Below are 22,671 nucleotides of genomic sequence, written 5' to 3'. Positions count from 1 at the left end.
AACCGGCGCAACGCCGGTTTTTTTGTGTGTATGAATCATGGGGAGCGGAAAGTAGGACGTATGCAGGACAGTAGTGTGTCGATTTTGATTTCGTTTGTCCTCTACCTGATATTCATGGTGGGGATCGGTTGGGTGTATTACGGCAGGACAAAGACCCTCTCGGATTATATCCTGGGGGGCAGGGGCCTCAACAGCTGGGTGGGGGCCATGAGCGCCCAGGCCTCGGACATGAGCGGCTGGCTCCTTCTGGGCCTGCCGGGGTATGCTTACGTGGCGGGGCTCGAATCCTTCTGGATTGCCTTTGGCCTTGCCATGGGGACCTGGCTGAACTGGAAGTTCGTGGCCGAGCGGCTGCGGAACTACACGGAGATGTCCGGTGACTCCATCACCCTGCCCGACTATTTTGAGAACCGGTTCCGGGACACCTCGCACCTGCTGCGGATCATTTCAGCAATCTTTATCCTGATCTTTTTCCTGATCTACACAGCCTCCGGCTTTGTGGCCGGGGCCAAGCTCTTCAGCACCGTCTTCGGGCTCAGCTATAACTCGGCCCTTCTTATCGGGGTGGCGGTGATCATCTCCTACACTTTCCTGGGCGGGTTCATGGCGGTGAGCTGGACCGATTTTTTCCAGGGCATGATCATGATCGTGGCCATCATCGTGGTGCCCACCCTGGGCATCATCAAGGCCGGAGGGCTTGCCACCACCCTGGACGGGATCCGCTCCATCAACCCCGCCTTTTTAAGCATCTTCACGGACACCAAAGGGGCGCCCCTGGCCGTGATGTCCGTTATCTCCCTTGCCGCATGGGGTCTGGGCTATTTCGGTCAGCCCCATATCCTGGCCCGGTTCATGGCCATCCGCACCACCGCCGAGATCCGCAAGGCCAAGACCATTGCCATGCTCTGGGTGGTGGCCAGCCTCTCCTTTGCCGTGGTGGTGGGCCTTGTGGGCCTGGTCTGCCTGGACGTTCCCCTGGCCGCCGGAGACCAGGAGAAAATCTTCATGGTGATGGTGGATCAGCTGGTGCCCACGGTCCTTGCCGGGGTGTTCCTGGCCGCGATCCTTGCCGCCATCATGAGTACCGCCGACTCCCAGCTCCTGGTGACCTCATCTGCCCTGACCGAGGATTTTTACAAGGTGCTGTTTCGAAAAGAGGCCTCGGACGCCGAGCTTGTGTGGGTGAGCCGATGTGCTGTAATGCTGGTGGCGGTGTTTGCCTGGATGTTTGCCCGGAACCCCGACAGCTCCGTGCTGGGCCTTGTCTCCTATGCCTGGGCCGGATTCGGTGCCACCTTCGGCCCCATCATTCTTCTGTCGCTTTACTGGAAGCGCATGACCCGCAACGGGGCGCTGGCCGGTATCGTGGCGGGCGGGGTGACCGTGATCGTCTGGAAGCAGCTTACGGGGGGATTTCTGGGGTTGTTTGATCTTTATGAGATCGTGCCGGGTTTTCTGGTCTCCATTGTTGTGATCGTGGCGGTGAGCCTCATGGACAGAGAGCCCGCCCACGAGATCCAGGCGGAGTTCGATGCGGTGAACAACACCATTTAAAGGCCTCCACAAGGGACTTGCAGTGTAAAAAAGCCGTGACCGGTCATGTGTTTATGACCGGTCACGGCTTTTGTGTTTGTGCAGGCAGGCTTTTTTGATCTGAATGGTTACTATTATTTTAGGGCATAGCCCTTATTCAAAGACCGAGGCCAGGGTGTCTGCCAGCAGGCCCTTACGGGCCAGTTCCACGAGGCTTGTCCCCTTTACGGGGACGGGGGTGGCCGTCTCCACTGGCGAAAGGGCCTCTGCGTCGCTGTCCATGGCGAGGACGCGGAGCTCTTCGGCCCCTTGGAGGGCGGTGGCAAGGGCGCCTTGGGGGAGGTCCCCCGAGGCCACCACGGTCCATTCGTTGTTCAGTTCCTGATGGAGCAGAAGGGCGTCGAGTTCCCTGCGCACCAGCACGGTGCGGCGGGTGGTGCCGGAAAGGACCAGGGGGACGGCATCGCTGCCTTCGACGGTATGGTACTCCCCGTCGTGGCCGTGGCCCATGCGGTAGATGACGACGCGTTTGAGCTCCTTGTCCCGGATCACAGGGATGGTGAGCCCTTCGGGGAGAAGGATTTTGTCCACGCCTTGGGTGCCCCAGGAGTCTGCGGGCCTTCTCGTGTTCCTCACCTGCCAGCCGATGAAGGCCTCTTTCAGGGTTTTAATGGCAAAGCCCGATTCAAAGAGCCAGGCCTGAATCGATTCATTGTGCTTGCCCCAGAGCATTTTTGTGGCTTTGACGGTTACGGCGACGGCTTTTTCGTTCCACAGCCCGGGGTCGGTGATCGTTTCGTTGCGTGTGTCCATCAGTACAGCTCCATTACGGAATGCCACCGGTCCCGCTCGGTGGCCACGGGAAGGTCCCTTTGTTTCATGGTCTTCACAAGGTTGGGTTCGTTGAACCGCAGGAAGGGGTTGGCCCGTTTTTCGTCGCCCAGGGTGGAGACCACGTGGGCCGGGTCGTAGAGGGTAAGGTAGCGGGCGATTTCCTTCTCATTTTCCGGCTCGATGATGCGGGCAAAGGCCATGGATTCCTGAACATAGTCGTGGCCTGCGTAGATTTTCGTGTCGTCCGGGAAGGTGAGCAGGAAGGTGACGGAACGGTAGAAGCTCTCCATGTCCCCGGAAAAGCAGGTCCCCACCGTGCCGTTGAAGAGGGTGTCTCCTGTGATGAGGCGTCCCTTGATCTCAAAGGTGAGGCAGTCGTCCATGTGGCCCGGGGTGTAATGGACGAAAAGGGGTTCCCCGTCGATCTCCAGCCGCCCCTGCCTGCGAAGGGTGGGGATGTCCAGGTGGGTGGCCTTAGAGCGCAGGATCAGTGGGGTGTTGCCCACGGTGTGGTCCGGATGGGTGTGGGTGTTGATGACGTGGGTGAGGTCAAGACCCCGGGCGTCGACAAAGGCCAGGATCTCGTCCACGGCTCCGGGATCAATGGCCACGGCGGACGTGGGGCCGCTGACCACATAGGAAAAATTGTCGGCGCTGTAGCGGAACTGGGTGAGGGTGAGCATGATGTCCTCCCAGAGGGTTAAACGGGTTTGACGGGCAGGGCCTCCACCGAGAGTGTGAGCTCGCCGTTGTCCGTGCGGAGGTCCCAGGATTTGATGCCCTTCATCATGGCGGGGTACCTGGACTGTTTGGCAGTGATGAGATCCAGAACAACGCGGACGAAGACCTCCTTCTGCTCTGCGGGGAGCTGTGCGGGGAGGCGTTCTTCCACCTGGGACCTGTACCCTTCTTTCTCCCGGCTTTCAAAGAGGGAGAGGTTCCAGCCGGTGACGGCCAGGGAGATGAGGTGGTGCTTCATGGCGTCGTCGTCGCAGGCGGCACACAGGGGCGCAGCAAGGGTGAGGACCGCGTTGGCCACGTCTTCGTGGGTGCAGGCGGCAAAGTTTTTCACGGTAAGGGTGCTCATGGAAAGTCCTCCGGTTGAAAGTCAACATGACGACGCCTCGTTGCCTTGGCGGGTGCGTCGGGTTTGATCCGCTTGATTCCCGGCGGTGATGCCCCTAAAACTAAGCTGATTCCATGAAAAGTCAAGGCAAGGCAGGTCTCCTTCCGATTCGGCTCGGGGGCATGTGCGATGGGTCGGAGGGCATGATTTGGGGTGTTATCATTGATTTTTTGTGCTGTGGGGCCGCGTGGGATTTACGGGTTTCCCTGAAACCTCACAGACCCTGCAACGGCCGAAAGCACGGTGATTTTCGTGCACTGCCCCGTCCGGAATGCACCTTGATCTTTGCCATGGGCTGTTTTACTATTGCGCACCTGCCGCAGCTGGGGGGCCACGGGCCGTCAGGGGCGCGGAGACCATAACGGACAGTCGGGGCGCCGGCCGTTCATCTAAGAAAATACCACCACAAAAAAACAGGACAGCACACTATGGGGATGAATATTGTGGATCGCATTGACGACCGGGTGAAGGTCGATCATGTGCTGATCAGCGTGTCGGATAAAACGGGACTGGACACCCTGGTTCCCGCCCTGGTGCGGGGCAACCCGTCCATTCGTATTTTTTCAACGGGCGGTACCTTCGGGGCCATCGAAAAGATCCTGGGCGATGCCGCGGCAAAGCACCTGGTGCAGGTGTCGGACTACACGGGCCAGCCCGAGACCCAGGGCGGACTCGTCAAAACCCTTGATTTCAAAATCTATCTCGGAATCCTGACGGAAACATACAACGATTCTCATCAGGAAGACTTAAAGAGAACCGCCGCAGTTCCGATAGATATGGTAGTTGTGAACCTTTATCCCTTTGAGGCCACCGTGGCCAAAGAAGGGGTTACCGTGGAGGAGGCCCGCAGCAACATCGACATCGGCGGTCCCACCATGGTCAGGGCCTCTGCCAAGAACTACCTTCGGGTGGCCTCGGTGGTGAATCCCTCGGATTACGGGGCCGTTGTGGCGGCTCTGGAGGCCAATGACGGGGCAACAGACCTGTCCTTAAGGTACGAGCTGGCGACCAAGGCTTTTGAGCATACCGCCACCTACGACCGGCACATTGCCGATTATCTCGCAGCACAGGCCCCGCAGAGCGTGTCGGGGTGTTACAGCGCATCCTAAACACCCTATCCGGACCCGACAGGACCCGCGGCGGCTTTTCTGACAGGCTGCAGAGGGGCCCTTTCGGGGGGAGAAAAGCACATGGCAGACGATCTGAAAAAGATGTACCGAACCATCATGGACGACCACTTTGCTCCGGCCATGGAGATATCCTTTGTGGACGGCGACAACCGCCAGACCCTCTTTTACGAGAAAGTGGCCTGGACCATCGACCAGGTCAAAAAAGGGCTGCGATACGGTGAAAACCCGGGTCAGGAAGCTGCGCTGTACCGCCTGGCCAATGGCAACCTGGTGGTGGGGGAGACCCAGACCATCGCGCCGGGGCGTTACCTTGCCTCGGACATTGAGCTCCTTCAGTCCGGGAAGCATCCCGGCAAGACCAACCTCACCGATGCCGACAACGCCCTGAACATCCTGCGTTACTTCACCGATACCCCCACGGCGGTCATCGTGAAGCACAACAACCCCTGCGGCGCGGCCGGGCCGCTTCCCTGGAAGAGGCCTACGCCAAGGCCTACATGGCCGACCGCATCGCGGCCTTCGGGGGGTGCATCGCCCTGAACCGCAGCGTGGACAAGGCCACGGCCGAGGCCATCAGCAACCAGTACGCCGAAGTGGTTGTGGCCCCCGATTTTGAAGAGGGGAGCCTGGAGATCCTGTCCGCGCGCAAGAACCTCCGGGTGATCCGCATCGGCAACATGGACCGCCTCCAGAGCTATGTGGGAGAGCGCGTTGTGGATTTTAAAAGCCTCATGGACGGGGGGATCATCACCCAGCTCTCCTACGTGCCCGAGGCCAGGACGCGCAAGGACCTCAAGCTTGCCCAGTGCGAGTACAAGGGGACCCTGTACACCATCGACCGGGAGCCCACCGACGCCGAGTACGAAGACATGCTCTTCGGCTGGCTGGTGGAATCCGGCATCACCTCCAACTCCGTGATCTACGTCAAGGACCAGGTGACCGTGGGCATCGGCACCGGTGAGCAGGATCGCGTGGGGGTTGCCGAGATCGCCGTGGACAAGGCGTACAAAAAACTTGCCGACCGTTACGCCTTCGAGACCTATGGCGTGGGGTACGTTGACCTTACGGACGCCGACAAGAAAGCGGAGATCGATGCCAGGGTCAAGGCTGAGAACGGCGGCATCAAGGGTGCCACCATGGTGAGCGATGCCTTCTTCCCCTTCCGTGACGGCGCCGACGTGGGCCTCCGCGAGGGGGCCAGCGCCATCGTCCACTCCGGGGGATCCATGAACGACTACCAGTCCATTGAGGCGTGCAACGAATACGGCGCCACCATGGTCTACACCGGCCAGCGGAGCTTCAAGCACTGATTCCGACTGGTCTTGAACCGATGCGCCCTTGCAGACTGCAAGGGGCATCAACAACGTATGTTCCGGTGGGGTGACGCACCGGAGATGACCGGCGGCACGCCTCCAATGCCAGTTGGAGGCGTGTTTCAGGCCCTTTTGGGAAACAGTGGTTTACAAAAGGGGACCTGGTAACCCATCTGGTGTTTTAAGCGGTGTGTGTATGACGGACAAGCCTGTGTTGAAGATTGGTCACCTGCGGATTACCGATCACCTGATTCTGGGTGTCACGGATCTCAAGTTGAAAAAGGGAATGGAGACCTTCAAGCATTGCTCCCTCCAGCCGGTGTTGAAAAACGGGTGGAACGAGGTGGCCGACGACCTGGCCACCGGGGCCCTTGACGGTGCCTTTATCCTTGCCCCCACGGCCATGGACATTTACAAGTCCGGGGTGGGCATCAAGCTGATCCTGTTTACCCACAAATCGGGCAGCATCCTGGTGAAGAGCCGCCGTGCGGGAATCCAGCGCATCGAAGACTTTGCCGGAAAGGTGGTCCTGATCCCCTACCAGCTTTCGGTGCATAACATGCTGTTTCACCGTCTCCTTAAGGAGAAGGGGCTCAACCCCGGCACCACCCGGGACAAAAAAGCCGACGTCTTCCTGGAGGTGGTGGCGCCTTTTCAGATGCCCGATGCCATCGACCTGGATGAAGACGGGGAGATCGCCGGGTTCATCGTGGCCGAGCCCATCGGCACCAAGGTGATCAACAGCGGCAACGGGGAAGCCATTCACCTTTCATGCGATCTCTGGCCCAAGCACCCCTGCTGCGTGCTGGTGATGCGCGACGAAGTGATCGAAAAGAACCCGGATGCCGTCCATGAGCTGACTCGCAGCCTGGTGCGCTCCGGCATGGCCGTGGAGGCCCAGCCCAAGCCCGCCTCCATCATTGGCGCCGATTTCCTGGGACAGAACAGCGATTTGATTTACAAGGTCCTCACCGAGCCCAAGGAGCGTATCTCTACGGACGAACTCTTCCCGGTCATCGACGACCTGGCGAAAATTCAGGATTACATGAAAGATGAGATGGGGATTCTGACGGACAAGATCGATCTGGATAAGTTCGTGGACACCCGGTTTGCCTTGGATGCAGGGGCCAGGTAGAGACCGGACCTTTTTTTACGCCCCGCAACCCGTGGTCATGGGTTATGCGGGGCCGGCCTTTTCGATGATGCGGAAGATGCCTTCGATGGTACGGGTTCCCCAGGAGCCTTTTCCGCTGAAGGTGGGCCGCTCCTCTTTGTTGAGCCGCTCAGCCACCTGGGCGGCGGACAACCCTTCCCGGCGTTTCATGCCGATGATTTCCTTTAAGATAAAATCTTTGTAGGCCTCGGGGTCCGAGGGCAGTGGGGCGTGTTCCTCGGCTGCCGCAGGGGCTGTGCGGGCTGCCTGCCGGGGTTGGCTTGGTGCAGGTTCAGTCTGTTGGGGCGGCGTGTCCACCAGGTCCCAGAGGTTGTCCATCTCTTCGTGGGGGACGCTTGTGGGGGCAGGAGACGCCGATGGTTCATGGGCCGGGGGCTCGTCCGATGTCCAGAGGTCGTCCAGGCCCGTGTCGCTCATGGGCTTTTTGGCGGGTTCCGGTGACGGATTTTCGTCCACCAGGTCCCAGAGATTGTCCATCTCCCCGTCGGTATTTCCGGCGGGCGATTCGTCCACCAGAGCCCAGAGGTCGTCGGGTTTCTCCTCGGCAGGGACATCCACCAGGCTCCAGAGGTCGTCCGGCTTTTGGTCTTCAGGGGTCTCCACCAGATCCCAGAGGTTGTCCATCTCCATGACAGGGGATGGCTTTGGCGGCTCGTCGTTTACGAGGCCCCAGAGGTCGTCCGTGTCTTCACCGGAAGGCGGTTCCTCGGAAAGGGTGTCGATGTTATCCGGGGAGGGGGGGGGCGTTGCCTGCGCCGGGCTCTCGGGGGGGATCCCAGGCGCCTCGGGGGCGGGGGAAATTTCTGCCGGGGGCTCCGGGGCCGGCGGTTCGGGCGAAGGCTGAGGGGCCTGGCCTGCCATGGCGGCCAGGGGGATACCCGATGTTTGCAGGGTGTTGAGGATGGCCGCCAGACTGCGCGATTTCTCCTCTTCCACGGCAATGCGGCGTTCCATGGCCGAGGCTTTGCGCTCTTCGGCTTCAGCCAGGCGGCGCTGCTGGATGACCAGCCTTGCGAGAAGTGCCGGCGTGGGGTTGTCGTCGTCTAATAGGGCGAGGATGTCGTCATCGTCGTCGTGTCGAAACGCGCTGCGGGAGAAGAGGGGACCCTTTCCTGCGGCCCTGTTTCTTAAGGCCAGGCGGATCTCCTCACGGGTGAGGCCCGACTCGGTGCATTCGGAAATGTAGGTAAAAAGGTGGATGTCGTCGCGGCTGAGGGTGTCGTCTCCCGCGTCCCCGGTTGCGGAGAGGAACTCGCTGTAGATGTGTTTCCACAGGAGAAGGGTGGAAACCCCTGTTCCGAGCTCCTTTGCAGCCTCTTCCACACTGTATCGCTTCTCGTCGGCCATGCCTTCTCCGTGGGGTGGCAACTGATGGATTTGCTGATGTCAGGAGATGATCAATCACCCGCCCTAATAGTATCGGCAATTGTATCGGCGCATTTTAGTGTATTTTGTCCCAAGGTGTCAATCGACGGCCCGCTTCTCCGCCCAATGGGTGATCACCAGGTTGAAACCGAAGGCCAGGTCCAGGGCGTCGGCCTCTTCAAGGCTGAACCAGGCGATCTTCTGGCCCTCGGTGAGGTCCACGGTTTCCGGGTCGAAGTCGGCCCTGGCGGTGAAGACGTATTCCAGGCGGTCCGGGAAGTCGTAGACCCCGAAAGGCCGTATGGTTTCGGGGCAGAACCCCAGCTCTTCCATGAGCTCCCGGCGGATGCAGGCCTCCGGGGTTTCCCCTGCCTCCACATGGCCCCCGGGAAGGTCCCACATATTGGGACAGGGCAGGTGAGGCAGGTCGTCCCTGAGCATGAGCAGTACCTTGTCCCCGGGGTTGATGAGCAGGATACTGGTTCCCTCTGGTTTCATGTGAATTCCCAATGATAAATAGGTGAAAACAATTGTTTAACAATTGACAATTTTTTTTGATACAGCCTATATTTATAAGGTTTATCGGGATATTACAAGACGGAAAAAAAGGGTCAATCTTCACCGTGGTTGAGACGATAAGGGTGGTAGTGGCAACCAAGTGGACCTCTACCGTGAACGGATTGATAACCGGGCCGGGCAGTGCGACGGCGCGGCCGGTTCTGCTCGCCAGGAAGGAGCGCGTATGGGCATCTACCCGAAAAAAGACTGTGAAATCACCTTGTGCCTTTCCAACAACAGCCAGCTTGACGGGCTGGTGAATATTGTGGGTCGGGACATCCGGACCTTTCTTTTGGACAACGAGTCCGACATCGTGATGTACGAAGCCGTCAACGGGGAGGACGAGAGCCGCCGCCCCATGATCGTTCCCAAGAAACACATCCTCTGGGTGGAGGTGAGAAACGGGGACCTTTCCGAAAGAAAGGTGGCCATCTACCGGAAGATGAAGATGAAGATGACCAACGGCCAGGTGGTGAGCGGAGAGATCGACATCACCGGGTACGACCGCGTCTCCGACTATTTTCTGAAGAATACGGACATGTTCACCGAGGTGTCCAACGTTGCTGTGGACGGAGAGACCGTCCGTTCCATTGTGTTTGTTTCCACCACCCAGTATCTCTGGGTTATTCCCGACGAAGACGCGTAAAGGGACCCGGAGGTTTTTCATGGCAGAATTGGATAAGGTGTTTCAGGCCGGTGTCAACCTGCGGGCCTCGGACGTGCACGTGGTGCCGGGAGAGCCCATCATCCTGCGCAAAAAAGGGGGGCTGGTGAAGACCCGTACCCCCAGGCTCACCCCGGATCAGACGCGGCGGCTCATCACCGAGCTCCTCTCCGAGGAGGAAAAGGGCCGCCTGGCCCGGGAAAACCAGCTTGATTTTTCATACGAGATCAAGGGCCTCGGCCGCTTCAGGGGAAGCGCCATGGCCCACAACCGGGGACTGAGTGCGGCGTTCCGCGTCATTCCTCCATCCATCCCCTCCCTTTCCGACACCGGGCTTCCCGAGGTGGTGGCCAAGGTCCTGGACCAGCACCAGGGGCTGATCCTGGTCACCGGGGCCACGGGCATGGGCAAGACCACCACCCTGGCCGCCATGGTGGATTTCATCAACGGGCGCAGGGCCCATCACATCCTCACCGTGGAAGACCCCATTGAGTTTGTCCATCCCAAGAAAAAGGGGGTGGTGAACCAGAGGCAGGTGGGCCGCGACACCCACTCCTACCTCAACGCTCTGAAAGGGGCCCTGAGGGAGGACCCGGACGTCATTGTCATCGGCGAGCTTCGGGATCTGGAGACCATGTCCCTTGCCATCAGCGCCGCCGAGACCGGGCACCTTGTCATCGGGACCCTCTCCACCACCAACGCCCCCAAAACCGTGGATCGCATCATCGACTCCTATCCCCCCGGGGAGCAGTCCCAGATCCGGGCCACCCTGGCTGAGACCCTCAAAGCCGTGGTGACCCAGAAGCTCATCGCCTCGGACACGGAAGACCGCATGCTCATGGCCTCTGAGATCCTCATCGTGAACCTGCCGGTGGCGGGCCTGATCCGGGACTCCAAGGTGTTCCAGATTCCCAACCTCATGCAGACGGGCAAGGGCCTGGGCATGAAGCTGATGGATGAGTCGGTGACCGAGCTTCTGGATCAGGGCCTCATCAGTGTGGAGACGGCCCTGACCCATGTGGAGTCCGAAACCCTGCAGCGAAGGCTCAAGGCCGGGGCGGCAACGTGATGAAAGGAGTGACCATGGAACGGATACGGACGGCCGGAGCCGTCGGCAGGAGGGGTTGTGGCGGTTATTGATACCTATTTTACGGAGCTGATGGAAAAAGGGGCCAGCGATCTTCACATGGTGGTGGGGCGCCCGCCTATGCTTCGATTGAAAGGGGAGCTGCTGGAAACCGGCCACCCGGCCCTGGACCGGGAGCGGATGACCGAGGTGCTCTTTGAGATCCTTCCCGGCGACAAGCAGAAGGAGTTCGAGGCCAACCTGGATTTGGACATGGCCTATGAGCTGGACGGTGTGGGCCGGTTCCGGTGCAACTTTTTCTATCATCACAACGGGCCCGGCGCGGTGTTCCGGATGATCCCCACCGAGATCCTCACCCTGGAAGACCTCGGCCTGCCCGAGGTGCTCAAGACCATCGCGGATTTTCCCAAGGGCCTGGTCCTGGTAACGGGCCCCACGGGCAGCGGCAAATCCACCACCCTTGCCGCCATGATCGACTACATCAACAAGAACAGGGAAGCCCACATCATCACCATTGAGGACCCCCTGGAATTCGTGCACCAGAACCGCCGGTGCATCTTTACCCAGCGGGAGATCGGCTCCCACGCGTCAAGTTTTGCCGATGCCCTGAAGGTGGCGGGTCGCGAGGACCCGGACATCATCCTGGTGGGGGAGATGCGTGACCGGGAGACCATCAGCCTGGCCCTGACCTGCGCCGAACTGGGGATCCTGGTGTTCGGTACCCTTCACACCAACAGCGCCTCCAAGACCGTGGACCGTGTGATCAACGCCTTTCCCGCGGACCAGCAGGAGCAGGTGCGCACCATGTTCTCCGAATCCCTGAGGGCAGTTATCGCCCAGCAGCTCCTCAAAACCGCCGACGGCACGGGCCGTTGTGCGGCCAACGAGATCCTTCTGGGCTCCACAGCCCTTGCCAGCGTCATCCGAAGCGGCAAGATCGCCCAGATCAACTCCATGATCCAGACAGGCACCTCCCAGGGCATGCAGTCCATGGATCAGCACCTCATGGAGCTGGTGAAGGTCAAGAAGATCACCGGGGCTGCCGCCTACGAAAAGGCCATGGATAAATCTCTTTTCGAGGCCCTGAAACACGCGTAAGTCGCATACAACGGCGGTATCCTTAACAGTCTCTGTAATATATCAAACCATCAACGTTTATGTCGGGCGAAGCCCGAGCCGAAGGCCCTTGCGCTTTGGGAAAGGCTATTCGCCCAGACGGGGAAGGTCGAGGTGGTCCACCACCTTGCCTGTGGCCAGGTCCACCAGTTCGAGGCGGGTGCCCGTGAGCCGGGCAAACCCCTGGTGGCCGCCCCTGGGGCGGGCCGGAGAGCCGGGGTTGAGGAACACCTTGCCCATGAGGGTGTCCAGGCGGGAGACGTGGGTGTGGCCCTGGACCACGATGTCGTAGTCGGTGAGATCCGGCAGGTGGCGGTGGCCGTGGGCCAGGAGCAGGGTGGTCCCTTCCCAGGAGAAGGCGGTGGTCAGGTCTCCCGAGAGGGTGTCCGGGTGGTCGCAGTTGCCGCAGACATACCAGGTGGGGCCGGCAAGGGCCTTGAACTCTTTCAGGATGGTGTCCGGGTCGTAGTCCGGGTGGCTTTTTCCGTAGACCGTGTCAAAGAGGTCCCCTGCCACGGCCAGGCCGTCGCCGGGGTTAAGCTGGGCCGCGATACGGCGCCAGGTGGGCAGGTGGCCGTGGATGTCGGCCGTGATGATCAGCTGCTGGGGCATGGCGGGTCCTGTTCATTGAAGTCATTGAGTTGCGAATAAATATCGGGTATCCGGTGCTAACAAGGGTACAGGCGAGACAGAAGGGCCGGAATGGCCGATTCAACCCTCAGGATGCGCTCCCCCATGGAGACGGCCTGGAACCCTGCTTCTTTCAGTTTTTCCATTTCATAGGGGATAAACCCTCCTTCCGGTCCCACGGCCAGGGTGACGGGGCCTTTTGCCCGCACGGGGCAGGGCACGGCATCGTAGGGGTGGGCCGCCAGCTTTTCCGTGCCGTGGGCCAGGGCCGGCAGCTCGTCTTCCACAAAGGGCTTGAACCGTTTTTTCAGAAGGATCTCCGGCAGTCGGGTGTCCTTTGCCTGCTCCAGGCCGAGGACACGCTGGGCGAGGAGGTTCTCCTCGGCGAGACGGGGGCTCTGCCAGAAACTCTTTTCCACCCGGACGGCGTTGAGCAGGACCAGGCGTTTCACCCCCATGCTGGTGGCAGCGATGATCACCCGGTTAAGGACCTTGGGCCGCGGCAGGGCCAGGATCAGGGTGAGGGGAAGGGGGGGCGGCGGCGGTGCGTCCAGGGCAACGGCCAGTTCCATGGCGTCTTTGGTGAGGGAGAGGACCGTACCGGTACCCAGGCTGCCGTTGAGGCGCCCCACGGTGAGGGTGTCCCCCACTTCGGCCCGGTGGACCTCCCTGACGTGGCGGAGGCGTCGTCCGGTGAGTCGTGCCGTGTCCGATTTGTGGGGAAAATCGTCATCAAAAAGAAGGATCAGGTTCATCCGTTTCATTCCATCGGGTCTGTGCCACCCTTGACTGTCCAAAGGGGCGTGTCATGTTTTTTTCTATGTAGCACCGATGGTGAGAGCTTGTCGAGGTACCGTGGCCCGGCGGGAACGGTCCCGCGGCCGGAAGCGGGGCCTGCGCCGTCCGGTTTTTTCCTTCAAAGGTCCCGGAGAAGAGCCCGTGGCGGGCAGCGGGGAATGGTGTCGACGCCTTGATTTCAATGGGGTTTGTGCAAGGGCACGTGGGGTGCGGGGAGGGCCCCATGGTTGTGTGGCGACGTTTTCGGTGGCGGCAATGAGCCTTGACACCCCCTGATTGCGTGTTACTTTAGACCATTGTGCAGATGTTCTGTGCGGGTGCGAAATCATTCGGGGCCTTTGGGATCCCCGTCCAAAGAAAATCAATGGCCCGCGTTGATGCGGCGCCGTGAAGACGAACAAAAGAGGCATAGAGGTTATTATGGGTTGGCTTGGAAAAGTGGTGGGCGGTGCCATCGGATTTGCGCTGGGCGGTCCGGTGGGTGCGGTTGCCGGGGCGGTGTTCGGACACGCCTTTGACAAAGACGGCAGTGAACTCAACCGGGACGAACGTCGGGAGCTTTCGGGGAACGAAGAGGCCCAGATGACTTTTTTTGTGGCGGCGTTCTCCATGCTGGCCAAGCTCTCCAAGGCCGACGGTCGCGTGAGCCGGGATGAGATCGAGTCCATCGACCAGTTCATGACCCAGGATCTCCACCTGAATCGCGAGAGCCGCAACATCGCCATCGACATCTTCAGGGAAGCCGTGAACTCCCCTGAGCCCTTTGAGGGGTTTGCCCGCCAGTTTTACGCCACGTTCCGGAACCAGCCCCGCCTCCTTGAGGTGATGCTGGACGTGATGCTCCGGGTTTCCACGGCCGACGGCCAGTTCAGCCCCCAGGAAGAGGAGCTGATTCTGTCGGCGGTGCACCTTTTCAATTACCCTTCTGAAGGCTATCTAAAACTCAAGGCCCGCTACGTGGACCAGAGTGATACCTACCATTCCGTGCTCGGGTGCGACCGGGGAGATTCCGACGACTTCGTGAAAAAGCAGTACCGGAAGCTGGTCAACGAGTATCACCCGGATAAAATTGCAGCCAAGGGGCTTCCCGATGAATTTACGCACTTTGCAGAAGAGAAGTTCCGCGAGATTCAGGAGGCCTGGGAGCATGTGAAGAAAGAGCGGGGCATGGCCTGAGGCTCGGCGCACCCCCCAAAGCGCCGGATGATCGGTTTCAAGACAGCCCAGCACGGCATGTGCGGCCGGGGAAAGGAAAGAGAAAGGGATGGGCAAAGAGGAGAAACGACAACGGGTGTATGAGGCGGCTCTCCTGCTCTTTTCCCGGTACGGTTTCAAGAAGACCACCGTGGAAGACATCGGTGATGCCCTGGGCATGACCAAGGGGAATCTCTACCTTTATGCCAGGAGCAAGAAAGACCTCTACGAGTCTGCCGTGGCCTGGGCCCTTCGCAACTGGCAGCAGAACTCCAAGGAGGCGGCCGACAAGGAGGAGAGTTGTGCGGCCAGGATCTACACCTACTTCATCACCGGGTACCGCTATCTGGCGTCGGACCCGGTCCTGCGTCACCTGATCCGTCATGATCAGGCCCTGTTCCCGCTGATCGAAGCGGAAGATCGCTTTCAGGAGATCAACCGGGCTTCGCGGCACATTCTCCAGGCCTATCTTGAAGAGGGCATCGCCACAGGCGAATTCCGTCCCTTTGAGGTGGCCGGGGTTGCGGAACTGCTCTATTCCTTTTACGTGATGCTGGTGATCAAGCGCTATGTTGTGCCCGGCAATATCCCGTCGCAGCGTGACCTGAACACCGCCTTTGATCTCATCTTGAACGGTTTGCTTGCCTGATTCAACTCCCCTTCGGAGGAACCACTTTGAGCGTATACAGGACGTGGGGTGCGGTTCGTGTCGTGTGCGTGGCCCTTCTGGCCCTGCTGATGTCTGCCTGTGGCGGCAGCAGCGGCTCCGACGGTGAGGGGGGGACCTCCTGGACCGTGATGGTTTACCTGGACGGCGATAACAATCTGGAAGCCGATGCCCTGGTTGATTTTAACGAGATGGAAGCGGCGGCTTTAAGCCCGGATACCCGCGTCATTGTTCTGTTTGATCGCAGCAGCGGCTATGTGCAGGACCAGGGGAATTGGTCGGAGACGCGGCTTTACGAGATACGCCCCGACGCCAATGCTTCGGCCATTGCCTCCAAAAGGCTCACCGACACGACCTGGCTTGGCCTCAGCGGGGACGGGGACGACGAGTTGAACATGGGAAGTGCCGAGACCCTGCGGCGGTTTGTCGCCTTTGGGAAGGCGATGTACCCTGCCGATCACACGGCTTTGGTTCTCTGGGACCACGGCAGCGGCTGGGCCCCTGCCGCATCGGACATTGCGGCCCCGGGGACCAAGTTCATCGCCGCCGACGAAACCAGCTTCAATGACGCCCTTTCCGTGAAGGAGGTGGCCTCAGCCCTTGAGGGGCAGGGGATTAGCCTGCTTGGATTTGACGCCTGCCTGATGGCAGAGGTGGAGGTGGCGTGGGAGCTTCAGGACAGGGCCCGGTTCATGGTGGCGTCCGAAGGGCTGGTGCCCTCCTCCGGCTGGGATTACACCGGGCTGTTGACCCGTTTTTCCCAACTGCCCGCCTCGTCGAAAAGCCCTGCGGCCCTGGGGCGATGCATTGTGGAGACCTATATGGCAAGCGGGGTGGGGGGCATGGACGTGGGGCTTTCCGTGGTGGACCTGACGGCCCTGGCTCCCCTGGGGGCGGCGGTGGATGAGTTGGCCTCGGAGGTGATGGCCTTTGACTCCGATACGGTCATTGGGGCGCGGTACCTGCGAGCGGCTTCCTACAACGACAACACCTGCGTGGACCTGCGCCAGTTCGCCGAGGTCCTCGGGGCCTCTGTCGAGACCCGGGATGCCCTGGGGGAAGCCCTTTCCGATGCGGTGATTTACAATGACACCACGCACCCGGAAAAGGCCTGCGGTCTTTCCGTCTATTTTCCCGTCTTTGACGGGCGCCCTAACCAATACCATCTTTATACCCCCGCCCACCTTGCCTTTGTGGAGGAGATCCGCTGGGCCGACGCCCTTGACGCCCACAGCGACTCAGGTCCATGGACGGCCTTTATTGCCTCTTTGCCCTAATAACGTCTTGATAAGAGGGATGATGTTGCTATAATACCTCTTGTTTGCCTTTGCGATGCCCCGGCAACCGTGCCCGGGCAAGGTCCCGTCTTACGTTTCGTGTCTTCGTTTTTTGCCTGTCTGTTTTGCCCGCATGATTCGGGGCGCACCGGGGCCTTTTTCTCTTTGGAACGATCCTGCCGTACCACACATCAACCATGCCTTGCCGGGCCCTGTGTGTTCTCTGGTTTCATGAGCTGTTCTTGACGTTTTGCCGACGGCAAGGTGATTCAGGAGGGGTTATGGACGCTGCAGCCGTCAATACCATGTCATCCGCCTTTGATTTTTTTGCCCATGCTTCCGAATATGCCATTGATACGTCCCAGCGGTCCATCCTGTTTTGGGATGTGCTGCGAAAACGGGGGAATAACTATCTGGAGCACCTCGATAAGGGACAGCCTCCGGTATTGATTTTTGACTATGAGATTATCTGCGACGCCCGCACCTTTGATCGCCCGGCCAACTACGCCCTTGCCCTGATCCGCGGGAAGCGTGGCCCCGAAGGCCGCGGATTTACGGGTGGGGCGGACCGCAGGGTGAGGGGAGACGGCAAAGACGGGGACCGCTCGGAGCCCGATCGTCGCCCCATCGTCATCATCGACCCCAGGGCCGGTCACGGGCCGGGCATCGGCGGGTCCAAGGAGGCGTCGGAGATCGGTCATGCCTTGTCCAACGGCCACTCTGTCTACTTTGTCCTGTTTTTTACCGAGCCCATGGAAGGCCAGACCCTGGGGGATGTGAAAAATGCGGAAATCCGGTTTTTGGAGGAGGTGGCCAGGCGGCACCCGGACGCCCTGCGGCCGGTGGTGATCGGAAACTGCCAGGGGGGATGGGCCACGGCCATTGTGGCCGCCGAACGACCCGACCTTGCAGGCCCCATTGTCCTGAACGGCGCTCCGCTTTCCTACTGGTCCGGCGTGGGGGGGACCAACCCCATGCGGTACAAGGGAGGGCTTTTGGGGGGCGTCTGGATCAACGACCTGGTGAGCGATCTCGGCGGGGGACATTTCGACGGGGCCAATCTGGTCATGAGCATGGAGGGGCTGAACCCGGGCAACACCTTTTGGTCCAAGCAGTACAACCTCTACAAAAATGTGGACACCGAAGAGCAGCGTTTCCTTGATTTCGAGAGATGGTGGGGCGGTTTTTTCCTGATGACGAAAGAGGAGATCCACACCATTGTGGCGGACCTGTTCATCGGCAATCGCCTGGCCAACGGGCAGCTGCAGCTTGATGACGGCCCCGTTATCAACCTGAAGCGGTTCAGCGATCCGGTGGTGGTGTTTGCATCAAGCGGGGACAACATCACGCCCCCCCAGCAGGCCCTCAACTGGATACCCATGGTCTACAAGTCCGTGGACGAGATCAAGCGCCTGGGGCAGGTCATCGTCTATATCGTGCATCCCACCATCGGCCACCTGGGCATCTTTGTGGCAAGTTCCATTGCCGGAAAGGAGCAAAAGGAGATCATCGGCAGCGTGGAGATGATCAATTTTCTCGCCCCCGGCCTCTACGAAATGGAGATTGTGGAGGCGCCGTCCAAGGAGTGGCTCAACGACTACAAGGTGAAGTTTAGCGAGCGCACCATCGATGACATCCTGGCTTATGACGATGGCGTGGAGGACGAGAAGGCCTTTGAGCTGGTGGCCTCTATTTCCGAGCGAAACAGCGCCATGTACAGCACCTGGATAAGTCCTCTGGTGCGGGCCATGGTTAACCCTTTGTTTGTGGAGTGGATGCTTGAGACGCACCCCATGCGCCTGCAGCGAAGCCTTATTACCGACGGCAACCCCCTGGTGAGGCCCGTGAAAGAGGCGGCGGAGTATGTCCGCCGGACAAGGCGGCCCGTGTCCGAGACAAACCCCTTTCTCCAGGCAGAGCGGGCTCTCTCCGATATGGTGGTGACCGCCCTGGACTGGAGCCAGTCCCTGAGCGATATGACCCAGGAGAAGGTGTTTCACATGATGTACGACAATCCGGTCCTGGCCTGGCTCTACGGCATGGACCGAGGCCCCTCCCCCGAAGAGGCGAAGGCAACCCGGGCGTCCGAGGCCCGAGAGCGAAAAGAGGACCGCCGCAAGTGGCTCTCCATGGTTGAAGAGGGGGGGTACCCGGAAGGGGCCGTCCGTATGATCATCGCCATGGCCAGTGTCGACGGTTCCGTGGATGAAGCGGAGATGGCCATGGGGAGTCGCATTGTCAAGGCCAGCTGGCGCTTGAAGCGCCTGTCCACCAGGGAGCTCCACAAGATTGCCAAGGAACAGGCCCGTATCCTGCAAACGGATTTTTCAAAGGCCCTTGAGGCGCTTCCCCTGTTGCTGCCGGATAACAAGGATCGGGAGAAGGCCTTGAAGCTTGCCAACCATATCGCCCTGGCAGACCATGACATCAACGAGAAAGAGGCCAAGCTTCTTGCCCGGATGAAAAAAATCCTCGGGTTGTCGGCATAGCGACTCGGCGCGTTTCCCTGGGCAAGGGGGCGCGATGACATGACGGAAAAGCCGCCACGGTTCCGCAAGGGGCCGTTGGCGGCTTTTTTTGTGTTCTGTGTGGCGTCCTGGTCAGCTTTGGGACAGGCGGACCACCCGCGGCGTCACGGGTTTGCGTACCGACGGGCGACGGTAAGGTTCGTCCGGGTGCCCAATGGCGATGACGGCGTGGACGGTTTCGTCTTTGGAAAGGCCGATGCGCTGCCTCAGCCCGGCGTCTCGGGCCAGGGCTTCCACGGCAAAGCCGATGAGGCAGGTGCCCAGGCCCATGGCGTGGGCCGCCAGCAGGATCTGGCCTGATGCGAGGAGGGCATCTTCGGTTGGGCAGGAGGCCTCCTTTGAGCAGCTGACGAGGATGGCGGCCGGGGCGCCGTGGAAGAGGAGGTCCTTGTGCTGGGTTGTCCAGCAGGCGATGCCCTCTTCAATGCGGTCGTGATACTCAGTGTAATAGCGGGAGAGCTCCGGCTTGCCCAGGAGGGAAAGTAGGCCCCTGAGGGGCGCGATGCGGGCCATGCGGTTGAGTTTCTGAAAGAAGGAGAGGACGCCTCGACCGAACCCTTTCACCGAGGCGCGGTCGGGGAGCAGTGTGAATTGCCAGGCCTGGGCATTGGTGCCGGAAGGGGCGGTGGTGCCGATGCGCACCAGGTCTTCAAGGACCGTGACGGGGACGGGATCTTGAGTGAAGTGGCGGCAGGACCGGCGGGAGGCCATGAGCCAGGCTAAAGTCTCCACCTCAACGTCTCCGGGGGCGAGCCAGCCGTCGGGCATGGAAAAGGTTTGGAAGTCCTGCCCCATGGGCCGGTGGCCGGTGAGGGTGATGGCCCCGGTGGGGCATACGGCCAGGCAGTGGCCGCAGGAGAGGGAGTCGTCCCCGGTAATCCGTGCCGTATCGTCCACCAGGGTGAGGGTGTCGTGGGGGCAGATGGCCACGCAGGCGCCGCAGCCCGTGCACAGGGATTCATCGATGGTTACATGGATGGGGCGTTTCATTGGGCTGTCTCCTTCAGAATGTTTCGCGCCACTTTTTCCGGTCCCAGGAGGATGGCGATCCACCGGGTCTCTTCCCGGGCTTCCAGGCTGATTTTAAGGGCCATGGTCAGGGGAACCGAAAGGATCATGCCCACAGGGCCCATGACCCAGCCCCAGAACGCCAGGGAGAGAAAGACCACCAGGGCGGAGAGGCCCACACCGTGTCCCATGACCCGTGGTTCGATGAGGTTGCCGATGGTTACATTGGTGAGCAGGTAGAGCAGGGTCACCATCAGGGCCTTGGCGTTGCTCAGCTGGACCATGGCCAGGAGAATGGCCGGCACCGCGGCGATGATGGAGCCGATGTTGGGCACAAAATTGAAGATAAAGGCGATGAGTCCCCAGATGGCGGGAAAATCCACCCCGATGACCGTCAGGCCCAGGTAAATCACACCGCCTGTTGCTAAGCTGGTGGTGCTTTTGATGGCCAGGTAGTGGCGGATGCCTTCGGTGATGCGGTGAAATCCCTCGTGGGAAGCATTGCCGTTGCCTAAGGCGGCCTGGAGCTTTACGGAGAATCCCGAGGCTTCCATCAGAATGAAGATGACCGTCAGGACGATAAAAAAGGTGTTGGTAAAGACCCCGCCGAGGCGAGAGAGCAGTCCCCCCAGAAAGGCCATCATGCGGCCCGGGTTGAGGACGTTGAGCAGGGTCTCGCTGGTGATGTCGATGTGCCACCCCTGCAGGAGGGGCACCACGTCTCTCACCAGGGCTTCCATGCGTTGCTGGTAAGCGGGGATGCTTCTGGTGAACTCTTCGATGGCCCCGGTGATGATGTTGAGCAGCAGGAGAAAGAGCATGAGGACCACCAGAACGATGACAAGGACAGCCAAGCCTGTGGGGACCTTTTTTTTCTCCATCCAGAACATGGGCGGGGAGACCGCAACAGCGATAAACACGGCCAGGAAAAAGGGGACCAGAACCGGGGAGGCGGCCTGGATGCCTTTGACGACAACGACAAAACAGGCCATGGAGATGAGGATGCCGGCTCTGGCCGGTACGCCGGAAGGGGACTGCATGGGGTGTCCTTTGTGTCAGGGGTTGGGGCCATGACTTCGGGATGGGCGATGGAATGGTGCACGGAGAGGTGGCGCCGCAGTCCCGTGCGCATCGTATCCGAGGGCCATCATGGCGGCATTCATTGAAAAGGTGCCCATGTGATGAAATATGTATACATCAAGGCGGGACCACGGAAAATACAAAAAATGGCCGTGCAGGGGCGTCAGGGGTGGGGAGGCTTGCCCTCCGGAGGGTCCCTCAGGGCCTGGGAGACCTTGTTCAGATCCGGCAGGGAGCCCAGGACGGGCAGGTTGACGTATCGGGCGATCTGGCGTTCGGATTTCAGGGCGGCGTCGTTCCACTCCAGGGCGGCGATGAGGGCCATGACCGCCAGCACCGAGGCAATGAACAAAAAAAGGAGGGGCAGGAACCGGCCGGGGCGCCAGAGAGCCCGCAGGGGCTTGGTTTCAATGGCTCCCATGCGCTCCGGATGGCGTTCCCGGGCGATGTGCATGCCGCTCATGGAAATGCCCTCCCGGGCTTTTCTTACCAGCCTGTGGGCATAGTAGTCCACGAGGCGTTTTCCCATCTCCGCGTCTTTGCCCAGGTAGTTGATCCGGGCGATGCCCCGGTCGTAGGAGAGGGTGATGTCGTTGCTGACGGCGGCGGTGACGTTTCGGTAGTGTTTGGGCTCCAGTTGACCTATGTCTGCCTCGGTGAGGTTGAAGTATCGGTTGACGTCGAAGTTATCCCGGAAGAAGATGGCCTGGGCGTCCACCACCTCGGCGACGTTGTTGAAGGAGGCGGAGGTAAACGGGGTCTCCAGGGGAAGGCGGACATCCTGCCAGATCTGGTGACGGTCCGGGGTGATGGCCGCGGAGAGCAGATAGAGGCCCGGCATGAGAAAGGCAAGGAGGAACCAGGCGTTGTAGCGCTTGAGGCCGTGGGTGTACCGTTTGACAAGGTAGGACATGGCAGGCTCCTTAGTGCATGATGGGGTTTTTCCACTGGTTGGCCACCACTCCGATGATTTTGGCCCCGTTGATGCGCATGGCCGTGGTGGTGCGCTTCAGGGTGGAGCGGGGAGTCCGGTTGGTCATGAAGACCAGCACCACGCCGTCGGCGATGCCGGAAAGCAGGATGGGGTCCCGCATGTTCTGATTTTCCGGGAAGGTTGCGGAGGTGTCCACGATGATGGTGTCGTATCGGTTTCTGGCCTCCTGGAGGAGGTGGTGGTCGTATCCTTCGACGGCGGGCATGGCCCCCCGGGCCTCCTCGGGTATGAGGGCGGCGGGAAGGATGTCGATGCCTGAACGGCTGGAAACGATGAGATCCTCAATGGCGCTTGCCCGGTAAAAGGCTTCGGGGCTTTCGATGGGCTCCACCTGGAAGGCCGTGTGAATGGCCGGGGCGTACCAGTTGTAATCTACAAGGAGGGTGCGGCGCCGTTTTGCACGGGAGGCGGCGATGGCAAGCCCCGTGGCCACGGTGGTTTTCCCTTCCCCCCGGGCACCGCTGGTGACGACGACGCACAGGGGCTCTTGACGGTCGGTGGCGGTTTGAACGGCGGTGAAGATGCGTTTGGTCTCGGCGATCTTACCAAGGGTTTCAAGGTGTGGATCGTATGGACGGTTCATGAACAGGCGCTC

Annotated in this window: 21 protein-coding genes and 1 pseudogene; 11 read left to right on the top strand and 11 right to left on the bottom strand. The window is 60.4% G+C overall.

All coding sequences use genetic code 11. From position 1 onward, the window contains the following. Positions 1-75: 75 nt before the first annotated feature. Entirely contained in the window at positions 76-1,554 is a 1,479-nt protein-coding gene (putP, locus tag ACOYW0_RS04860) for a sodium/proline symporter PutP (protein ID WP_482417428.1), read from the top strand. 132 nt (positions 1,555-1,686) lie between these two features. On the opposite strand, the gene ACOYW0_RS04855 is transcribed toward putP, so the two are convergent. The 3 genes from ACOYW0_RS04855 to ACOYW0_RS04845 are packed head-to-tail and all read right to left on the bottom strand — an operon-like array spanning position 1,687 to position 3,454. Continuing rightward, the gene (locus ACOYW0_RS04855) at positions 1,687-2,346 is read right to left on the bottom strand and encodes a hypothetical protein (RefSeq protein ID WP_482417427.1); all 660 of its coding nucleotides are present in this window, start codon (positions 2,344-2,346) and stop codon (positions 1,687-1,689) included. Next, positions 2,346-3,050, bottom strand: a complete 705-nt coding sequence (locus ACOYW0_RS04850; protein WP_482417426.1) for an MBL fold metallo-hydrolase — start codon at positions 3,048-3,050, stop codon at positions 2,346-2,348. Before ACOYW0_RS04850 ends, ACOYW0_RS04855 begins: the two co-directional genes overlap by 1 nt. 17 nt (positions 3,051-3,067) lie before the next feature. Further along, positions 3,068-3,454 (bottom strand): hypothetical protein, encoded by a 387-nt coding sequence (locus ACOYW0_RS04845; RefSeq protein ID WP_482417425.1) that lies wholly within the window; start codon positions 3,452-3,454, stop codon positions 3,068-3,070. A gap of 467 nt (positions 3,455-3,921) precedes the next feature. On the opposite strand from ACOYW0_RS04845, the gene ACOYW0_RS04840 reads away from it, so the two are divergent. The 3 genes and pseudogenes from ACOYW0_RS04840 to ACOYW0_RS04830 all read left to right on the top strand — a co-directional run bounded on the left by ACOYW0_RS04840 (position 3,922) and on the right by ACOYW0_RS04830 (position 7,071). Further along, the gene (locus tag ACOYW0_RS04840; RefSeq protein ID WP_482417424.1) at positions 3,922-4,602 is read left to right on the top strand and encodes a hypothetical protein; all 681 of its coding nucleotides are present in this window, start codon (positions 3,922-3,924) and stop codon (positions 4,600-4,602) included. An 81-nt stretch (positions 4,603-4,683) separates the two neighbouring features. Continuing rightward, a pseudogene (locus ACOYW0_RS04835) lies at positions 4,684-5,933 on the top strand (IMP cyclohydrolase). Between the two features lie 199 nt (positions 5,934-6,132). Next, positions 6,133-7,071 (top strand): ABC transporter substrate-binding protein, encoded by a 939-nt coding sequence (locus ACOYW0_RS04830; protein ID WP_482417423.1) that lies wholly within the window; start codon positions 6,133-6,135, stop codon positions 7,069-7,071. Positions 7,072-7,113: 42 nt separating this feature from the next. Here the strand turns inward: ACOYW0_RS04830 and ACOYW0_RS04825 are convergent, their stop codons facing one another. Both ACOYW0_RS04825 and ACOYW0_RS04820 read right to left on the bottom strand, forming a co-directional pair. Then, entirely contained in the window at positions 7,114-8,457 is a 1,344-nt protein-coding gene (locus ACOYW0_RS04825) for a hypothetical protein (RefSeq protein ID WP_482417422.1), read from the bottom strand. A gap of 117 nt (positions 8,458-8,574) precedes the next feature. Then, a complete protein-coding gene (locus ACOYW0_RS04820) occupies positions 8,575-8,973 on the bottom strand; it encodes an NUDIX hydrolase (RefSeq protein WP_482417421.1) in 399 nt (132 codons plus the stop codon). A gap of 244 nt (positions 8,974-9,217) precedes the next feature. Between ACOYW0_RS04820 and ACOYW0_RS04815 the strand changes: the two genes are divergently transcribed. The 3 genes from ACOYW0_RS04815 to ACOYW0_RS04805 are packed head-to-tail and all read left to right on the top strand — an operon-like array spanning position 9,218 to position 11,882. Next, a complete protein-coding gene (locus ACOYW0_RS04815) occupies positions 9,218-9,679 on the top strand; it encodes a hypothetical protein (RefSeq protein WP_482417420.1) in 462 nt (153 codons plus the stop codon). Positions 9,680-9,698: 19 nt separating this feature from the next. Further along, positions 9,699-10,766 (top strand): type IV pilus twitching motility protein PilT, encoded by a 1,068-nt coding sequence (locus tag ACOYW0_RS04810; protein WP_482417419.1) that lies wholly within the window; start codon positions 9,699-9,701, stop codon positions 10,764-10,766. A gap of 57 nt (positions 10,767-10,823) precedes the next feature. Beyond that, complete coding sequence (locus ACOYW0_RS04805) at positions 10,824-11,882, top strand: type IV pilus twitching motility protein PilT (RefSeq protein WP_482417418.1); 1,059 nt, start codon at positions 10,824-10,826, stop codon at positions 11,880-11,882. Positions 11,883-11,987: 105 nt separating this feature from the next. Here ACOYW0_RS04805 and ACOYW0_RS04800 read toward each other — a convergent pair whose 3' ends face one another. Next, a complete protein-coding gene (locus ACOYW0_RS04800; protein ID WP_482417417.1) occupies positions 11,988-12,512 on the bottom strand; it encodes a YfcE family phosphodiesterase in 525 nt (174 codons plus the stop codon). Positions 12,513-12,568: 56 nt separating this feature from the next. Then, positions 12,569-13,285 (bottom strand): 16S rRNA (uracil(1498)-N(3))-methyltransferase, encoded by a 717-nt coding sequence (locus ACOYW0_RS04795; RefSeq protein ID WP_482417416.1) that lies wholly within the window; start codon positions 13,283-13,285, stop codon positions 12,569-12,571. A 463-nt stretch (positions 13,286-13,748) separates the two neighbouring features. Between ACOYW0_RS04795 and ACOYW0_RS04790 the strand changes: the two genes are divergently transcribed. The 4 genes from ACOYW0_RS04790 to ACOYW0_RS04775 all read left to right on the top strand — a co-directional run bounded on the left by ACOYW0_RS04790 (position 13,749) and on the right by ACOYW0_RS04775 (position 18,955). Next, positions 13,749-14,504 (top strand): TerB family tellurite resistance protein, encoded by a 756-nt coding sequence (locus tag ACOYW0_RS04790; RefSeq protein WP_482417415.1) that lies wholly within the window; start codon positions 13,749-13,751, stop codon positions 14,502-14,504. 88 nt (positions 14,505-14,592) lie between these two features. Continuing rightward, a complete protein-coding gene (locus tag ACOYW0_RS04785) occupies positions 14,593-15,171 on the top strand; it encodes a TetR/AcrR family transcriptional regulator (RefSeq protein ID WP_482417414.1) in 579 nt (192 codons plus the stop codon). A gap of 26 nt (positions 15,172-15,197) precedes the next feature. Beyond that, the gene (locus ACOYW0_RS04780; RefSeq protein WP_482417413.1) at positions 15,198-16,466 is read left to right on the top strand and encodes a clostripain-related cysteine peptidase; all 1,269 of its coding nucleotides are present in this window, start codon (positions 15,198-15,200) and stop codon (positions 16,464-16,466) included. 281 nt (positions 16,467-16,747) lie between these two features. Then, positions 16,748-18,955: a DUF3141 domain-containing protein gene (locus ACOYW0_RS04775; protein ID WP_482417412.1), complete on the top strand. Its 2,208-nt coding sequence runs from the start codon at positions 16,748-16,750 to the stop codon at positions 18,953-18,955. Between the two features lie 111 nt (positions 18,956-19,066). Here ACOYW0_RS04775 and ACOYW0_RS04770 read toward each other — a convergent pair whose 3' ends face one another. The 4 genes from ACOYW0_RS04770 to ACOYW0_RS04755 all read right to left on the bottom strand — a co-directional run bounded on the left by ACOYW0_RS04770 (position 19,067) and on the right by ACOYW0_RS04755 (position 22,659). Continuing rightward, positions 19,067-19,984 carry a nitroreductase family protein gene (locus ACOYW0_RS04770; RefSeq protein ID WP_482417411.1) on the bottom strand — a complete coding sequence of 306 codons (918 nt, stop codon included), beginning with the start codon at positions 19,982-19,984 and terminating at the stop codon, positions 19,067-19,069. After that, entirely contained in the window at positions 19,981-21,042 is a 1,062-nt protein-coding gene (locus ACOYW0_RS04765; RefSeq protein WP_482417410.1) for an AI-2E family transporter, read from the bottom strand. The genes ACOYW0_RS04770 and ACOYW0_RS04765 overlap by 4 nt, the downstream gene beginning before the upstream one ends. Positions 21,043-21,245: 203 nt before the next feature. Further along, a complete protein-coding gene (locus ACOYW0_RS04760; RefSeq protein WP_482417409.1) occupies positions 21,246-21,995 on the bottom strand; it encodes a hypothetical protein in 750 nt (249 codons plus the stop codon). 10 nt (positions 21,996-22,005) lie between these two features. Then, complete coding sequence (locus ACOYW0_RS04755; protein ID WP_482417408.1) at positions 22,006-22,659, bottom strand: tyrosine-protein kinase family protein; 654 nt, start codon at positions 22,657-22,659, stop codon at positions 22,006-22,008. Between the last annotated feature and the right edge of the window lie 12 nt (positions 22,660-22,671).

Source organism: Desulfoluna sp. HI9BLuna, from assembly GCF_056829775.1.
This window is presented reverse-complemented; position numbering and strand designations above follow the sequence as displayed.

What these genes read in the sequence shown, in the direction of transcription:
- ACOYW0_RS04855 (WP_482417427.1), bottom strand. Translation starts at nt 2,346, where the DNA reads ATGGACACACGCAACGAAACGATCACCGACCCCGGGCTGTGGAACGAA.
- ACOYW0_RS04850 (WP_482417426.1), bottom strand. Translation starts at nt 3,050, where the DNA reads ATGCTCACCCTCACCCAGTTCCGCTACAGCGCCGACAATTTTTCCTAT.
- ACOYW0_RS04845 (WP_482417425.1), bottom strand. Translation starts at nt 3,454, where the DNA reads ATGAGCACCCTTACCGTGAAAAACTTTGCCGCCTGCACCCACGAAGAC.
- ACOYW0_RS04840 (WP_482417424.1), top strand. Translation starts at nt 3,922, where the DNA reads ATGGGGATGAATATTGTGGATCGCATTGACGACCGGGTGAAGGTCGAT.
- ACOYW0_RS04830 (WP_482417423.1), top strand. Translation starts at nt 6,133, where the DNA reads ATGACGGACAAGCCTGTGTTGAAGATTGGTCACCTGCGGATTACCGAT.
- ACOYW0_RS04825 (WP_482417422.1), bottom strand. Translation starts at nt 8,457, where the DNA reads ATGGCCGACGAGAAGCGATACAGTGTGGAAGAGGCTGCAAAGGAGCTC.
- ACOYW0_RS04820 (WP_482417421.1), bottom strand. Translation starts at nt 8,973, where the DNA reads ATGAAACCAGAGGGAACCAGTATCCTGCTCATCAACCCCGGGGACAAG.
- ACOYW0_RS04815 (WP_482417420.1), top strand. Translation starts at nt 9,218, where the DNA reads ATGGGCATCTACCCGAAAAAAGACTGTGAAATCACCTTGTGCCTTTCC.
- ACOYW0_RS04810 (WP_482417419.1), top strand. Translation starts at nt 9,699, where the DNA reads ATGGCAGAATTGGATAAGGTGTTTCAGGCCGGTGTCAACCTGCGGGCC.
- ACOYW0_RS04800 (WP_482417417.1), bottom strand. Translation starts at nt 12,512, where the DNA reads ATGCCCCAGCAGCTGATCATCACGGCCGACATCCACGGCCACCTGCCC.
- ACOYW0_RS04795 (WP_482417416.1), bottom strand. Translation starts at nt 13,285, where the DNA reads ATGAACCTGATCCTTCTTTTTGATGACGATTTTCCCCACAAATCGGAC.
- ACOYW0_RS04790 (WP_482417415.1), top strand. Translation starts at nt 13,749, where the DNA reads ATGGGTTGGCTTGGAAAAGTGGTGGGCGGTGCCATCGGATTTGCGCTG.
- ACOYW0_RS04785 (WP_482417414.1), top strand. Translation starts at nt 14,593, where the DNA reads ATGGGCAAAGAGGAGAAACGACAACGGGTGTATGAGGCGGCTCTCCTG.
- ACOYW0_RS04775 (WP_482417412.1), top strand. Translation starts at nt 16,748, where the DNA reads ATGGACGCTGCAGCCGTCAATACCATGTCATCCGCCTTTGATTTTTTT.
- ACOYW0_RS04770 (WP_482417411.1), bottom strand. Translation starts at nt 19,984, where the DNA reads ATGAAACGCCCCATCCATGTAACCATCGATGAATCCCTGTGCACGGGC.
- ACOYW0_RS04765 (WP_482417410.1), bottom strand. Translation starts at nt 21,042, where the DNA reads ATGCAGTCCCCTTCCGGCGTACCGGCCAGAGCCGGCATCCTCATCTCC.
- ACOYW0_RS04760 (WP_482417409.1), bottom strand. Translation starts at nt 21,995, where the DNA reads ATGTCCTACCTTGTCAAACGGTACACCCACGGCCTCAAGCGCTACAAC.
- ACOYW0_RS04755 (WP_482417408.1), bottom strand. Translation starts at nt 22,659, where the DNA reads ATGAACCGTCCATACGATCCACACCTTGAAACCCTTGGTAAGATCGCC.